Source organism: Bradyrhizobium sp. AC87j1 (assembly GCF_002936975.1).
In the GTDB taxonomy this organism is placed as follows: Bacteria; Pseudomonadota; Alphaproteobacteria; order Rhizobiales; family Xanthobacteraceae; genus Bradyrhizobium; species Bradyrhizobium shewense.
Map to the genome: position 1 here is coordinate 130,231 of NZ_PTFE01000005.1, position 14,602 is coordinate 144,832.

General features: G+C 64.1%; 13 protein-coding genes and 1 riboswitch. Of the genes, 9 read left to right on the forward strand and 4 right to left on the reverse strand.

The annotated features are described in order from the left end of the window. Positions 1-42: 42 nt before the first annotated feature. The 3 genes from CV770_RS05375 to CV770_RS05385 all read right to left on the reverse strand — a co-directional run bounded on the left by CV770_RS05375 (position 43) and on the right by CV770_RS05385 (position 3,602). Complete coding sequence (locus CV770_RS05375) at positions 43-429, reverse strand: response regulator transcription factor (protein WP_091965724.1); 387 nt, start codon at positions 427-429, stop codon at positions 43-45. A gap of 87 nt (positions 430-516) precedes the next feature. Next, entirely contained in the window at positions 517-1,182 is a 666-nt protein-coding gene (locus CV770_RS05380; protein WP_018320299.1) for a response regulator transcription factor, read from the reverse strand. Further along, positions 1,179-3,602 (reverse strand): PAS domain-containing sensor histidine kinase, encoded by a 2,424-nt coding sequence (locus tag CV770_RS05385; protein ID WP_104461579.1) that lies wholly within the window; start codon positions 3,600-3,602, stop codon positions 1,179-1,181. The genes CV770_RS05380 and CV770_RS05385 overlap by 4 nt, the downstream gene beginning before the upstream one ends. A gap of 735 nt (positions 3,603-4,337) precedes the next feature. Here CV770_RS05385 and CV770_RS05395 point away from each other — a divergent pair. From CV770_RS05395 to CV770_RS43170, 3 genes are all read left to right on the forward strand, one after another. Continuing rightward, on the forward strand, positions 4,338-4,709 hold the full coding sequence (locus CV770_RS05395; RefSeq protein WP_245453679.1) for a hypothetical protein: 372 nt from the start codon (positions 4,338-4,340) through the stop codon (positions 4,707-4,709). Continuing rightward, on the forward strand, positions 4,706-4,894 hold the full coding sequence (locus CV770_RS42455) for a hypothetical protein (protein ID WP_165637762.1): 189 nt from the start codon (positions 4,706-4,708) through the stop codon (positions 4,892-4,894). Before CV770_RS05395 ends, CV770_RS42455 begins: the two co-directional genes overlap by 4 nt. A gap of 191 nt (positions 4,895-5,085) precedes the next feature. Beyond that, on the forward strand, positions 5,086-5,247 hold the full coding sequence (locus tag CV770_RS43170) for a hypothetical protein (RefSeq protein ID WP_245323777.1): 162 nt from the start codon (positions 5,086-5,088) through the stop codon (positions 5,245-5,247). A 77-nt stretch (positions 5,248-5,324) separates the two neighbouring features. Here the strand turns inward: CV770_RS43170 and CV770_RS05405 are convergent, their stop codons facing one another. Next, positions 5,325-7,511 (reverse strand): transglycosylase SLT domain-containing protein, encoded by a 2,187-nt coding sequence (locus CV770_RS05405; protein ID WP_104461580.1) that lies wholly within the window; start codon positions 7,509-7,511, stop codon positions 5,325-5,327. A gap of 317 nt (positions 7,512-7,828) precedes the next feature. Here CV770_RS05405 and CV770_RS05410 point away from each other — a divergent pair, with 317 nt between their 5' ends. From CV770_RS05410 to CV770_RS05430, 6 genes are all read left to right on the forward strand, one after another. Further along, positions 7,829-9,565 carry an adenylate/guanylate cyclase domain-containing protein gene (locus CV770_RS05410; RefSeq protein ID WP_104461581.1) on the forward strand — a complete coding sequence of 579 codons (1,737 nt, stop codon included), beginning with the start codon at positions 7,829-7,831 and terminating at the stop codon, positions 9,563-9,565. 124 nt (positions 9,566-9,689) lie between these two features. Continuing rightward, positions 9,690-9,866, forward strand: coding sequence for a hypothetical protein (locus tag CV770_RS42465; RefSeq protein WP_018320305.1), 177 nt, complete (start codon positions 9,690-9,692; stop codon positions 9,864-9,866). Positions 9,867-10,004: 138 nt separating this feature from the next. After that, a complete protein-coding gene (locus CV770_RS05415; protein ID WP_104461582.1) occupies positions 10,005-10,214 on the forward strand; it encodes a hypothetical protein in 210 nt (69 codons plus the stop codon). Positions 10,215-10,314: 100 nt separating this feature from the next. After that, on the forward strand, positions 10,315-10,578 hold the full coding sequence (locus tag CV770_RS05420; protein ID WP_244550660.1) for a hypothetical protein: 264 nt from the start codon (positions 10,315-10,317) through the stop codon (positions 10,576-10,578). A 43-nt stretch (positions 10,579-10,621) separates the two neighbouring features. Beyond that, positions 10,622-10,836: riboswitch (cobalamin riboswitch) on the forward strand. A gap of 114 nt (positions 10,837-10,950) precedes the next feature. Beyond that, complete coding sequence (locus CV770_RS05425) at positions 10,951-13,188, forward strand: TonB-dependent receptor (RefSeq protein WP_104461583.1); 2,238 nt, start codon at positions 10,951-10,953, stop codon at positions 13,186-13,188. 64 nt (positions 13,189-13,252) lie between these two features. Beyond that, positions 13,253-13,834, forward strand: coding sequence for a hypothetical protein (locus CV770_RS05430; RefSeq protein WP_104461584.1), 582 nt, complete (start codon positions 13,253-13,255; stop codon positions 13,832-13,834). Positions 13,835-14,602: the final 768 nt, after the last annotated feature.

Here is a 14,602-nt window from a genome sequence, read left to right on the forward strand (position 1 = left end):
GTGTCCTGGTCTGGGGACCCGGCGGGACGGGGCGCCGTCGCTTCACATCGTGGCGTCGCCGGGGTCCGACAGTGCGGTCTCCAGGCACTGGATCAGGGCCGGCGTTGAAAACGGCTTGGCGAGAAAGCAGATCGCGCCGGCCCTCAGTGCCCGCTCGCGTACGGCCTCGTCCGGAAAAGCCGTCATGAAAATGAAGGGCGTGATGCGCCCGAGGCCGCGCATATGCGTCAGCAGCTCGACGCCGCTCATGACCGCCATCTGCACGTCCGTGATCACGCAGCAGGTCGTCTCCAGTTCGGCGGATTGGAGAAATTCGTGAGCCGAACCAAAGGTGTAGACCGTGTACCCGCGCGACGTCAGCAGGTTGTTCGTCGCAAGGCGAACGGAGGCATCATCATCAATGACGGAAACGATCGAAGACGCTGACAATATAATCGCTCCTGCACGGGGAGCCGCCGGCCACGATTCAGCCGCTCGAGGCAAGGTGGGCCACCGGAGCGAGATTGGAAAGCATACTTAGGTTTGCAGATGACCCCTGTTGCGCGGGATTCCGAGCGCGTCGGTCATTCTGACGAGGTCGGCCAACGACTTCGCCGCCATTTTCCGCATGATCTGGCCGCGATAGATCTTCACGGTGATTTCGGCCAATCCAAGCTCGGCGGCGACCTGCTTGTTCATCAGGCCGGACGCAACCAGGGCGAGGACGTCGCGCTCGCGCGCCGTCAGCCCCTCGTAACGGGATCTCACGCCTGAGATCGACTGCTCGGCATCGCGCCGCTTGCGATCGCGTTCGATCGCCGCCTGCACCGCATCCAGCATGTCCTGGTCGCGCACCGGCTTGGTCAGAAAATCGACGGCACCGCTTTTCATGGCTCTTACGGTCATGGGAATATCGCCGTGACCGGTGATGAAGATAATGGGCGTGTGAATATTGGCTTTGGCGAGGTCCGCCTGGAGGTCGAGGCCACTCAAGCCGGGCAGGCGGATGTCGAGCACGAGGCAACTGGGGACTGCAGGCGGTTTCGCCTCCATGATTTCCGCCGCCGAACTGAAGGCTTCGACCTTGAGGCCGACCGATTGAAAGAGATTGGTGAGCGCACGGCGCATCGACGGATCATCATCGACGATCAGGACGATCGGATCACCGGCGCTCGCCTGGGCCTGCTTGGCATGATCAGTCACGACGTGTCCTTGTTTGGCAAGGGCAGGGCGATCTGGAATGTTGCACCACTCCCTTCATTTTGAATGGCCGAAAGCCGGCCCGCATGAGCCTCGATGATCGATCGGCAGATCGAGAGTCCCATTCCCAGACCGCCCGATTTGGTCGTGAAGAAGGGAGTGAAGATGCGTTCCTTGACGTCTTTGCCAAGGCCGACACCGCTGTCTGTCACGGTGAGGAGCAGGCGGTCGTCGTCCGTCCGGCTCGAGCGGATCGCCAGCTCGCGCGGGCGGTCGACATTGGCATGCATGGCATCGATGCCGTTCACCACCAGGTTGATCAGCACCTGCTGAAGCTGGATCCGGTCGCCGCAAATCCTGGGCAGGTCGGACGCCAACTCCATTCGCACCGACACCGCATGGATCGCCAGCTCGCGCCGAACCAGCGCCACTGCCTCCCTGACGACCTGGTTGATGTCGAGTGGAGCCATTTCGATCTCGGTCTTTTTCGCAAGCGCCCTGATCCGGCGGATCACCTCGCTTGCCCGATTGGCGTCCTCGACAATCCATTCTGCGGAACGGCGCGCGGCCTTCAGGTCGGCGGGGTCGCGGTCAAGCCAAGCGATGCAAGCGTCCGCATTGGAGATCACCGCGGCAAGGGGCTGTGTGATTTCGTGGGCGATCGAGGTGGTCAGTTCGCCGAGCGTCGTGACGCGGGTGACGTGGGCGAGCTCGCCTTGCGCCTTGCGCAGCGCCTCTTCCGCCTGCTCGACGCGGATCGCCGCCGTGACGTCGCTGCTGACGCCGCGATAGCCGAGAAAATTGCCTGTCGCATCATGGAACGGCTTGCCGCTGGTTCGCACGTAGATTGGAGATCCGTTACCATCCCTGCTGCGGTAGATCAGATCGCGGAACGCAACGTGGGCATCGAGCGCCACGCGATGCTGCTCCCATTTCTCCGGCTCGAACTCGGCGTCGGGCGGAATGTCCCAGCGGGTCAGGCCGATCAGGCCCTTCGGCGCCGCGCTGGAGGTTTCGGCATGCTCCGATATCCTGGTAATGCGGTGGTCCGGCCCGGTCTCCCAGAACCAATCCGATGCGGTCTCGGCATAGTCGCGGAAGCGCTGTTCGGATGTCTTGAGCTCGTCGAACGCCTTATGCAGCGCATCTTTCGCCGCGAACTGCTCGGTGACGTCCACGTGCGTGCCGATGATTTCCATCACCTCGCCGTCGCGGCCGATCACAGGATGTCCCTCGCTGTGGACGCGTCTGATCGAACCGTCGGGGCGCGCAATCCGGAAGTCGATTTGGAAGGGCTGCTTTAGCCTGACGGCTTCACGTTCCACCTCGACAATCCGCCGAAAGTCCTCCGGCAGGATACGTTGCTGAAAAGCCCGGGCCAGGAGATCGGTCTGGTCCGGCTCAAACCCGAACAGTCGGTACAGTTCAGCCGACCGGTAGGCGAACTCCTGACGATGAACGTCCCAGGCCCAGCTGCTCGTCTGGCTGAGGCGTTGGGCTTCGGCCAGATAGGCTTCGCTGCGACGCAGCCTCTGTTCCGCTTCCTTCGCAATCGTGACATCGGTCACCGCTCCGACGAACTCGATGCGCCCGGATGGGTGCCGCACGGCGCGCGCCACGGAATGGAGATATTTGATCGATCCGTCGGGCATCAGCAGGCGGTATTCGTGATCGAAATCCTCCGCCAGCCGGTAGGCCCGATCGAGGGTGCTGCGGACTATGTCGCGATCTTCCGGATGGATGCGCTGAAAGGCGAAGTTCAGGGTCGGCTTCGTCGCAGGATCGCATCGGAAGATGCGGAAGGTCTCCCTCGACCAGACCGCCTCGCCGGTGGCGAGGTTCAAGCCGAAGCTGCCGGTGTGGCTCAATTCCTGGGCCTGGGCGAGATAGGCCTCGCTCTGTCGCAGCGCATCCTCGGTCTCCTTGCGCTGGGTGATGTTCTCGCAAGCGACCAGCAGGATCGGCGTGCCGTCGCCGCGCAGCATCGCCTTGGCGTTTTCGCGGACCCAGAGCACCGACCCGTCCTTCCGGAACTTGCGAATCTCCCAGGTATGCGACTGGTCCACGGTCGTGAGGCACAAAGCGACGCATTGACGAACGAAGTCGTGGTCTTCCTCGAAGAAGACGTTCAGCACGGATTGGCCGATCAGCTCGGCCGTCGTGTAGCCCAGTTGTGCGGCGCCAAACGTATTCACGTTGAGCACCGTTCCGGACGGATCGACCATGAAGTACATGACCGGATTGTGCTCGAACACCTCGCGCCATTGCTTCATGGCGTCACGCAGATCGGTGTTCTGCCGCGAGGCGTCAGCGACCGCGGACCGGTCCTTCTCGCCGTTGCCGAATGATCGAAGCGCCGCAAGGCCGCCGAGCAGGAATTGTGCGGCCGAAGTCCCGATTTTCGTGATCTGGCCAGGCATCATCGCAAGCGTCCCGGCGCGCTAGCGTCAAGGCGAGTAGAGCACTTTGCCAGAACAGGGGCAATTGCCCCCGACCAAAGTCGGATTCTCGGCAAAACTCCCGGTTGCCGTGCAGCTTGCGCGCGTTGCGCCGTGTCGTTGCGCAGTCGGGCAGAGGTCCGCAAAACTACGGCCAAACCTACGTATAGCTCGCACAACCCTAGTTCTAGCGTGCATTTACCTCCGTACAATTGAGCGATGCGTTGCAGTCGGCCTAGTTTTGCAGCCAATCGAGAGGAGACGATTGCGGAGCACAAATTGCTGAAAGGCTCGGCGGTGTTGCCCCCAACGAGCCAGGCTCTGCATCCGCCCCCTGATTTGCCGGATGAATTGGCGGTCACGATTGAGAAGCCGCATTTTCCGTGACGACCGTGGCGACCCGTGCTTGCGCACAAGGAAGCCGGGACCCCTAAGAGGTCAAGAGGAGAGGATGATGTGCGATAGCCCCGACTACTCCGAGCGCCGTCCTGAGACCAAAGGCTGTGCTGTCTGCGCGGCGAAGTTTGGCCTGATCCGATACTATTCCTGGCGGACGCCGCTCTGCTCGAGGAAATGTCTCGACCGGTTCAGGGCGCGCCGCGAGCGCGACCGCCGCTGGTTGTTCCGATATCAGGCGGCCTGAGGACCAGCCGCCGCGTCTGCCACCTCAGGCAATTTCCTCGTCGGGAGGCTGCGTTGAACCGTACCTGCAAGCTCCTGTTGGCGATCGCGCTGCCGCTTCCGCTGGTGACGGGCGTGGAGGCCGACGAAGTCGGACAGGATGGTTCACATCGTCACCATCCGGCTCAGGATCAACTGCTGCACGAGAAGTTCTATTCGAGCTGGCACATGCCGGACAATCCGGTTCTGAGCTGCTGCAACAATGCCGATTGCTACCCGACCGAGATTCGCTACGTCGACGGCAGAATCTACGCGCGGCGCCGGGAAGACGGCAAATACATCCTGATCCCGTCCCAGAAGGTTGAGCGGAACAGAGACAATCCCGACGGCCGCAACCATATCTGCGCGCCACCGCCGTCCGCCTCTCTGGTCGACTTGGTCTACTGTTTCGCGTTGGGAGGTGCCACGTGAGATTCATATTGGTGAACGGCAGAACCCCGTTCCGCAAGACGTCGTGCCTTTGGTGCTGCGAGGAGATCGATGGTGGCTATCTGCGCGATGCCAGGACGCTGCTGCGCTACTGCGGCTACGATTGCTACGCGCTTCATCACGAGGCCGCGCCGTTGATCGAGGGACGTACGCGCGCGGCATCTTGAGCCGTCAGGCTGGCAGGACGCATTCGGCAGGAGAGGACACGGCATTGAGATTCATGCTCGTCAATCGGGAACATCCCTGCCACGGCGGCGTCTGCAGCGCATGCGCGCGGCCGCTGGGTGCGAGTTACGTCCGGCATGTGTCCAAGCAAGAGCGGTATTGCGACTACGGTTGCTACCGTCAGCAGACGGCCATGGACATGCTGTGGCCCCGCATCCCGTTCGAGGCGATCGCGGTGCTGACGGCGATCTCGAGCTGGGCCTGGATGATTCAGATGGGCGCGCTGTCGCGCTCATTGGCCGAGGCATATCTGCGCGAGTACGACCTTCTGACCATGGAAGGAGGTGACGGCTAACTCGATGACGGCCGCGCAGAACAGTCGGCCGCAGTCCCGCGTCCAGCCCGCGCCGCGTCCAGCCCCGGCGGTGGCGGCTAGGGTGAGGGGGCTGCGGCCGATCCCGTTGGTGCCGCGCTCACTTCCTGCGTCGTGACGCGCTGGTCGGACTTGCCGGCGACCATGCTGCTGCCCTCGAACCTGGCGCGGTACACCAGCACGTTCTCGATCACGCGCTGGACGTAGTTGCGCGTCTCCGACAGCGGGATGCGCTCGACCCAGTCGACCGGATCGACCTTGGGATCCCTGGGGTCGCCGCGGGCCTGCACCCATTCGCGCACGCGGCCGCGGCCGGCATTGTAGCCGGCAAAGGTCATGATCTGGTTGCCGCGATATTCCGACAGCAGCGCGCTGAGCTCGGCCGCGCCCATTTGCGTGTTGTAGACGGGATCGGAGACCATCTTGTCCCAGTCGTAAGTCAGGCCGAAGCGCTTGGCGGTGTCGCGGCCGGCTTCAGGTGTCACCTGCATCAGCCCGACCGCATTGGCCGGCGACTTGTCGCGCTGGTCGAACGAGCTTTCGGTGCGCGCCACCGAATAGATCACGCTGGTCTCGATCGCGGGCGCGACCTGCTGGTGCTCGGGGATGCCGATGGTCGGAAAAGCGTAATGGTCGAGCGCGAGTCCGCGCGCCAGCGCCGACTTGCCGACCTCCAGCATCACGCGCGCGTCGCGGCGTTGTCCGGCGAGTTCGCCGAGGCCCTCGAGGGCCGCGACGTCGGTGCTCTCCTTGGCGAAATCCTCGGCGTAATAGAACACCGTATCGCGCTCGCCGATGCCGTAGAGCATGTCGGCGGCGCGCACGCGCTCGTCTGCGGGCGGGGTGTCGAGCGCGGCCAGCACGGGCGAGGGCGGTCGCAGCTCGATGCGATCGAGGCCGAGCTTTGCGCGCGCAAGCTGGCCGTAATAGGCGGTCGGATAGCGCGCGGCCGCCCGGTAGCTCATGCGCGCATCGGCCGTCGCACCCATCGCCTCGGCGGCACGGCCGCGCCAGTAATGGGCACGCGACAGCGCGATCGGATTGGCCGAGCCTGCGTCGATGGCGGCGAAGTGCACCATGGCCGCCTGGGGATCGCTCAGGAAGCGCAGCGCGATCCAGCCGCACATGAAATGATAGTCGACGCGGTAGACTTCCTTCTCGGGCACCGCGGCCGTGCGCACCACATCATACGCCGTTTTGAACTTGCCCTGGTCGAGCAGCTTGCGCGCGAGCAGGCGACGCTCGCGCCACCAGGCGTCGGTGTCCTGCGCGGCCATGGTGTCGGGCGCGGCGGCCAGGATCACCTCGGCGGCATCGTCGATGCGGTCCTTCTGGAGGTGCCATTGGGCGCGGCACAGCACATAGCCGAGATCGCGGCGCGCTTCAGCCGGTACGTCCTCGAGATAATCGTTGGCCTTGCTGGCCTTGCCGGTGACGGCGGCGCAGGCCTTGACGATCGCCAGCGCATCCTCGCCGAGCCGTTTTGCCGCGCGCCGCGCACCGGCATAGTCCTTGGCGCCGAGCCGCTTGTCCATGCGGGCGCGATGATCCTCGGAGTTGAGCAGATCGCGGAACGCCTCGTAGGAATCCTCCTCGCTGCGCTCGGACAATTCGTCGGTGCGCCAGGCCTCGCGCACGAGGCGGGCAGCCCTGTCGGCGTCGCCTTCAGTGAGCAGCACGCGGGCGAGGGCGAACTTGCCCTTGGCGCTGGTCGGGCGGTCCATGGTGAATTTGTGCACGGTGGCCGCGTCGGCCTTCTCCTGCCACAGCCGCGCCTCGGCGCGGCGGCGGAGCAGGGCGCTGCTCGGCCAACCCGGATTGGCGGCAAGGAAGGCGGCATAACGCTTGAAATTGGCGGTGCTCTCGGAATGGCGCAGCATGAACCAGTCGGCGAGCTTCTGTCCGGCGGGATCAGTGATGCGGTCGCGCGCCGCGCTCGCATCATCCGTCTTGCCCTTGCGCGCGAGGTCGATCGCATCCTTCAGCGCGGCGAGGTCGCCGGTGAGGGGCGGGGCGGCCGGCTTCTCTGACGGCTCGTCGCCGGTCTTCTTCGACTTGCGCTTGGCCTCGGCATGCCTGCCGTGACGGGACTTGGCCACCGCATGATGTTGCTTGCCGGCTTTCGCCTCATGCGATTTTTTCGGTGCGGACGATTTGTGGCTGCTTTTGGCCGCCAGCTCGGTGGGAAGGAGGGCCATTGCGGCCACGGCAACGAGACACGCGAGCGAGCGTAGGCACTGGTTCATCCCATGGTCCCCCTGCGAACCACTACAAACCAAGGTCCGCGACGACATGCGGCTTGAGAATCAACGACATCGAAAACGATGCTACGGCATCGTTTCGCATTCCCCACGCTGTCGCAACAATGCGGCAAAATACGGATGTGACGAGGGAACTTCGGCTCGGGAGCGAAGGTCAGTTCGGTTAACCTTTGTTAACGATCCGGGCCCGCGCGACGGCTTGGCTTGGTTCTGGGCGTCACAAGCCCAGATTGCGCGTGTTCCCGCAGCCAGATCCGGTGTATGGAGTTCCCTCGCTCCGTCCCTTTGGCTTTTGTCCTTCTATGCCGATTTTCAACCAGTCGATCAGGCGCAAGATCGTCGGTATCGCCCTCGGATTGATCGTCCTGATGCTGGTCACCTCGATCCTGTCGATGGTGATGTCGAGCCAGGTCGGAATCCTCCTCGACGAGCTGACCAACCGCTACATCCCGGCCTATGGACATCTGGCGCGTGCCAACATTCGCTCGCTGGAGCGGTCGGTGGCGCTGCGGCGAATGGTGATGATGAAAATGCAGGCGCCGTCGGAGGAGGAAGCCTACGCGGCGCGCTTGCGAGAGTTTGAGGAGGCCGATCGCAAGATCGACGACGAGGCGGAGGCCGCACGCACGCTCATCAACGCGATCATCGACGATTCCAGAACGCCGTCCGACAATGCCGGGCTGGCGCGGATCGAGACGCGCATCGAAACCGCGCTCACCGAACTTCGGCAGGCAATGAATGAGGATCATGCCAAGCTGCTCAAGCAGGTCGATGACAAGCAGATGACCGAGGTGCGTGGCACGCTGGAGCATCTCGATACACTGCGCGATCAGTTCAATCAGAGGATCGACACCATCCGCGCGGACATGTTGAAGCAGGTCTTTGCCTCGACAAGGACAGTGATCGGCCGTCAGCATCAGGCGATCGTCATCTCCGCCATTGTGACTGTGCTCGCGGCGATCGTCGGCTTTGCCTTCGCGCTCCTGGTGTCCAGCGGTATCACGCGCCCGGTGCGGCTACTGCTCGCCGGCACCCGCGAGGTCGAGGCCGGCCGCTTCGACAAGACCATCACCGTATCCACGCAGGACGAGATCGGCGAGCTCGCCGCGGCCTTCAACCGCATGACCGAGCAGCTCAGGCACAACGAGCGCATCCGCGAGACCTTTGGCCGCTACATCGATCCCAAGGTGGTGCAGGGGCTGATCGACCGGCCCGAAGTCGCGATCGACGGCGAGCGCCGGGTCATGACCATCATGTTCTGCGACATGAGCGGCTTCACCTCGATGAGCGAGGGCATGACCCCGCGCGGCCTCGTCAGGGTGATGAACCACTATTTCACGGTGATGTCCGGACCGATCAGGGGCAATCGCGGCATCATCGACAAATATATCGGCGACGCCATCATGTCCTATTGGGGCCCGCCCTTCATCGAGGAGGACGAGCAGGCGCTCCTGGCCGGCATCGCCGCAACCGAGATGGTCGACCAGGTGCCCGCGCTGCAGAAGCAGCTGCCCGACCTGCTCGGCATCCGCGCCATGCCGGCGCCGTGTGACCTGCGGATCGGCATCGCCACCGGCGAGGTCCTGACCGGCAGCATCGGCTCCGAGCTGATGATGAGCTTCACCGTGATGGGCGACGCCGTGAACCTGGCCTCGCGGCTGGAGGCCGTCAACAAGGTCTACGGCACCCGCATCCTGATCTCGCAGGCAACTGCTGATGCGATCGGAGCGCGGCTCGAGCTGCGCGAGGTCGATCGTCTGGCGGTCGCCGGCCAGAGCGCGCCGCAGCCGATCTTCGAGGTGATGGCGCGGGCGGGCGCACTCACCGGCGCGCAGGACAGCCTGCGCACGCATTATGCCGAAGCGCTCGCCGCCTATCGGGCCCGCCGCTTCGACGAGGCGCGCGCCGCTTTCAACGCCGCGCTCGAAGCCGTCCCCGGCGACGGTCCCTCGCGTACGATGCTCGGCCGCATCGCGCAATTCGAGGCCAAGCCGCCGGAGGAGGGGTGGGACGGTGCCTGGCGCCAGGAGCAGAAATAGCCGTTTTTGTTGCGCCAGCCCGCCCTGTCCGGAAAAAACGTTTCTACTCGATAACGATGTTCGCCGTGACCTATTTCCCGGGCTTAGGTTGGATGTCCTTGAGGCGTTTGACGGGGACACGCCGATGACGGAACTTCAGGACAGGCTGGAACGGTTCGAGACGCTCACCGCCGAATGCGAGCTGATCGCCAAGCTCGCCACCGACAGCACCAAGCGCGAGTTCTATCTGAAACTCTCGGAACAGTACCGTCAGCTGGCGGTGGACATGCGGCAGGCGATCGCGACCAAGGCTGCTGCCTGACGCCGGCTGCAATCCGTTCTTAAGGTTTGGCGCGCATCCTTGACCTCGCGAGCGATCGCTCGTGGTGGAAAGGCCGGGGTTAGCTGCAATGCAGCGCACCTCGCGAGTGTCATTTGCCATGCTTGACAGGGCAATCACATGCGCCTCGTTGCCGTGATCATATTCGCGCTCATGACGGCGGCCTGCGACCAGGAGCAGGATATCACCGGCTCGACGCCGACCTGCCCGATGCGGAACTACAGCTACAATCCCCGCGATATGAACCAGTGCGTCAGTGCCTGCAAATCATGCGATCGCGGCACCACGGTCACCTGCACCACCTCCTGCACCCTCAGGGGCGCGCGCTGAGGCCACCGCTTTCTCGCAGCGCACCCAGTGGCGGTGCTGGGACACCGGAACGATTCACTTGGGTTAATCATTGAAGCAAGTGGGCAGGACGTGGAGTCCGATGGAAATGGGTATGCTCGATCCCGGTCGATTTCTGGTGTCGTGCTCGCATTGTGATGCCTGGCCGATGGCGGCCAATGTGAAGCGGTCGAGCTGGTCGGCGTCTCCGCACGAGGTGCGCTTTGTCTGCACGCGCTGTCGCCGCGAGGAGACCGCCATCGTCTCGGCCTCCGGCGAATTGACCCCGATCAAGCGCGTCGATGTTCCGCCGCGCGACGTCGCTGTCGCCTGGGCCCAGGCGCAACGGGTGCGAGGGCGGACCTGAGCGCCCGGCATGCACCGGTCGATTGACTCCCGGGGCCAACGGCTCGTAAATGATCGGCGACGGTTCTCCTCACGGAGATCAAAAGGGAATGTGGTGCGGGATTGTCCCAACGCAGGGATTTGTCTCAACGCCACGGCTGCCCCCGCAACTGTAAGCGGTGAATCTTTCGTCTCATGCCACTGGGAATCTCGGTCCTGGGAAGGCGACGAAAGGTCACGACCCGCGAGCCAGGAGACCTGCCGTCAGCCGTGGTCACACGCGAAGATGTCGGTCGGGGAGTACAGACATTAGCTTCACCGGAGCAATCCATCGCTCTGCCGTGAAACCTCGTTCGCTGTGACGTGCCACTGACGTCATACCGAGGTTACAATTGTGTCCCGTCTTGTCCCTGCTGCCAGGCGCCTCAGCGCCGGCCTGCTCGCATCCGTTTCCCTCCATTCGCTCGATCTGTCCTCCGCCTTCGCCCGGCAGGCGCTTGCCGAGCAATTGCCGCCGATCGAGGTGACCAGGCCCGACGATCAGAACCGCACGCGCGCCAGGGCGATCGGTGACGGCGAGGCGACGCGGCAGCGGGTGAGGACGAATGTCGCGCCGGCAGGCAATGGCGCCGGCTCATCCGGCTCCGGCGGTGAGGCTGCCGCCGGCAGCGGCGGCGTCGTCGGGGCTGCCACGACCGTCATCACGGCCGCGGATATTGCGCATTCGCCGTCGCAGACGCTTGCCGAGATCATCGCGACGCAGACGCCGGGGGCCCAGATCACGACGCTCTATGGCGGTCAGATCGGCGCCAAGACCAGCGTGGACCTGCGTGGCTTCGGCGCCTTTGCCACCGCCAACACGCTGGTGCTGGTCAACGGACGGCGGTTGAACGACGTCGACATGGCGCAGGTGGACCTCTCCACCATCCCGCTCAATTCGATCGAACGCATCGAGATCACGCGGGGCAATTCCGGCGCGGTGCTCTACGGCGACAACGCGGTCGGCGGTGTGATCAACATCGTCACCAAAAATGGCGTTGGCGGACCGCCCGTGACCGCGCGCATCGAGGCTGGCTTCGGCTCGTTCAACACCAGGCTCGGCAACGTGTCGACCTCACTCAATTCGGGTCCGTGGTCGACCTCGTTCTACGGCAATACGGTCAGGACCGATGGCTATCGCGACAACAACCGCTATTCCCAGCAGAATGGCGTCGGCAATCTCAATTACACCACGCCCGGCCTGACCGCTTTTCTCACCGTCACTGGCGACAATCAGGAGCTGCGACTGCCGGGCGGCCGCACTGTCGATCCCTCCATCGGCCTCGACGAGCTCAGGGCCAACCGGCGAGGGACCAGCACGCCCTTCAACTACGCCAACCAGCAGGGTTTTGGCGCGACTGCGGGTTTCACCAAGACCCTGGTCAACGGCGTCGATCTCATCGTCGACGGCGGCGTGCGCGACAAGAAGCAGCAGAGTGCTTTCTTCTCCACCCCGACGCCGGTTCCGGCGTTCTTCACGTCGACCTATGTCGGTTCCCATCTGACGACATGGTCGATCACGCCGCGGCTCAGCGTGAAGAGCCTGCTGCTCGGCATGCCGTCGCAGCTCCTGACCGGCATCGACTATTACGATGCGAGCTTTGAGCAGAACCGCGGCGCCGGGCAGGGGCTCTCCCCATGGCACAATTACGACCTCAGGCAGCAGACGGTTGCGGGTTATTTCCAGCACACATTGGGAATCGCGCCCACGACGGACATCTCCTACGGCGCGCGTGTGCAGAACGTCAGGCTTGCGGCACGCGACAATTTCGACCCGGCAGCTCCGTTCAACGCCGACATCGGCGCGCTGCCGCTGACGAGCAACGAGACCCAATATGCGCTGCATCTCGGCGCCGAGCATCGCCTCAACGACCAGGTCTCGCTGTTCGGCCGCGTTGCGCGCGCGTTCCGCACGCCTGATGTCGACGAGCGCCTGTCCTCAGGGCCTTCGTTCGATCCCTTTACCTTCGCTGCGATCCCGCAAACGTTCCAGCTCAAGACCCAGACCTCGCAGGACATTGAGGGCGGTGTTCGCATCAAGGGCGGCGGGTTGCAGCTGCAGAGCAGTGTCTATCTGATGGATCTCACCAACGAGGTCCATTTCAATCCGGTCCTGTTCTACAACACCAATCTTGATCCGACCCGCCGCTACGGCTCTGAGACCAGTCTATCCTATCGCGTCAACGACGCCCTGCTGCTGCGCTCCGGCGTGGCCTATACAAGCGCGGTCTTCCGCGAAGGCATCTGGGCCGGCAACGACGTGCCGCTGGTCTCGCGCTACACGGCGAGTGCGGGCGTCACCTGGAACATCTGGCAGAATTACGTGGTGCTCGATGCCACCGCGCGCTTCTGGAGCGAGCGTCGCATGGACAACGACCAGGCGGGCACCCAGAAGCCGATCCCCGCCAACGGCACGATCGATCTCAAGCTCAGCGGCCAGGTTGAGCGCTACTTCTGGTCCCTCAGCGTCAACAACGTGCTGAACGCGCTCTACTACGACTATGCCATCGCGAGCACCTTCACGGACGGCCGCTTCAGCGCCTATCCGCTGCCCGGCCGCACCTATCTGCTCAAGGCCGGCGCAACGTTCTGATTTTCGTCAGGGCTGTCAGGTGCCCTCAAATGGATTAGCATTCGAAAGAGAAGGAGATTCACCCATGGCTCTCAGCATCCTGCCGTCTGGCGACGATCGCTTCCGGCTTCACCCGGTCGCGCCGCGCCTTGCGCCGATGTTCTGCTTTGCGCTGCTGACGGCGTCATGCGCGCTCGCAAGTTTTGCGTTCGCCTGCGCCACGCCGTTCGCGGCCTTCGCCGTCATTGCCGCGGCGATGCTGCCGCAGCGTCCGGCGTTGCTCGTCGTCACCGGTGCCTGGCTCGTCAACCAGACCATCGGTTTCGGCGTGCTGCATTATCCCGTTGACTCCAGCACGATTGCCTGGGGCTTCGTGATCGGCGCGGCTGCGCTTCTGGCGACCGCGGCCTCGTCGACGGTGCTCGGCCTGCTGCCGCAGGGCCGCAGGCCGCTGGCGCTGGCGATCACGCTCATCGCCGCCTACGGCATTTACGAGCTCGCGCTGCTCGCCGCGACGCCGTTCCTCGGCGGCGAGGGCGCCTTCACCGCCGCCATCGTGATGCGCATTGGACTGACCAGCGCGGTCTGGCTCGCCGCCCTCGTCGCGATCTGTGAGATCGTCCGTCTGATCGATCCGGCCGGACGCAAGCGAGCAATATCGGCCTGAGCGGCCGATCGTGGCCGTAGCCCGGATGGAGCGAAAGCGTAATCCGGGGCCGCTCGCCCGGCATCTCGCACCGTCCCGGATTGCGCGGAGCCTGTCATCGGGCGGCGCTCCGCGCCGACCCGTTGGCTCCATCCGGGCTACGCGATCGTGCCTGTGTCGCCCTCTGTCAATCCTCGTCGCCGAAAATATTCCACTTTACCGAAATTCGGTTTCGGCGTATGTGTCGCCCATCCCGGCTCACCCAAGAGGGGCGACTATGTGGTCGTCACTGTCGCGAGCCGGGCTTGCGGTGGACGCGGCAGCGTCGGCATGAGAGGTGCGGGCAGGGCGGGTAGTCCCTGTGAGTCCGTAACCGCGTGCGGACGAGCGGCGCTGCTAGGCTTCGTCTCGTCTGTAAGTTTCCGGCTTCGTCGACAGGGCTGGGAATACTGCGGCGAAATGGCGGGCCGTGCGTACGGCAAAACCGTGTGGTCCTGGCCGTCGTTGCTACGGTCAAGCCTTCGCGAAGGTGCGAGCGAGCCCAACCGGGCAGACTGCATCATCCAATTCGCGGGGCGAGGGAGGCCAGAAGGAATGGTCGGCTCCCGGGAGATCACGGCATAAGCCGTCCAGCCATCGCGCAGGGAAGGCCGAGTGATCGGCACCACCTGTATGCTGCTGTGCGGTTCTTTCTGCGTGTGCATTTCGCGCAGCGGACCGCGGGTGCGAGCCAGCACCCGGCCTTCCCTGCGCCCTCTTGGCTTAGAGGGTGGAGCGACCAAGCAAAGC

Excerpts from the sequence above, each read along its gene's own strand:
- CV770_RS05385 (WP_104461579.1), bottom strand. The coding sequence starts at position 3,602 with ATGATGCCTGGCCAGATCACGAAAATCGGGACTTCGGCCGCACAATTC.
- CV770_RS43170 (WP_245323777.1), top strand. The coding sequence starts at position 5,086 with ATGGACATGCTGTGGCCCCGCATCCCGTTCGAGGCGATCGCGGTGCTG.
- CV770_RS05405 (WP_104461580.1), bottom strand. The coding sequence starts at position 7,511 with ATGAACCAGTGCCTACGCTCGCTCGCGTGTCTCGTTGCCGTGGCCGCA.
- CV770_RS05410 (WP_104461581.1), top strand. The coding sequence starts at position 7,829 with ATGCCGATTTTCAACCAGTCGATCAGGCGCAAGATCGTCGGTATCGCC.
- CV770_RS42465 (WP_018320305.1), top strand. The coding sequence starts at position 9,690 with ATGACGGAACTTCAGGACAGGCTGGAACGGTTCGAGACGCTCACCGCC.
- CV770_RS05415 (WP_104461582.1), top strand. The coding sequence starts at position 10,005 with ATGCGCCTCGTTGCCGTGATCATATTCGCGCTCATGACGGCGGCCTGC.
- CV770_RS05420 (WP_244550660.1), top strand. The coding sequence starts at position 10,315 with ATGGAAATGGGTATGCTCGATCCCGGTCGATTTCTGGTGTCGTGCTCG.
- CV770_RS05430 (WP_104461584.1), top strand. The coding sequence starts at position 13,253 with ATGGCTCTCAGCATCCTGCCGTCTGGCGACGATCGCTTCCGGCTTCAC.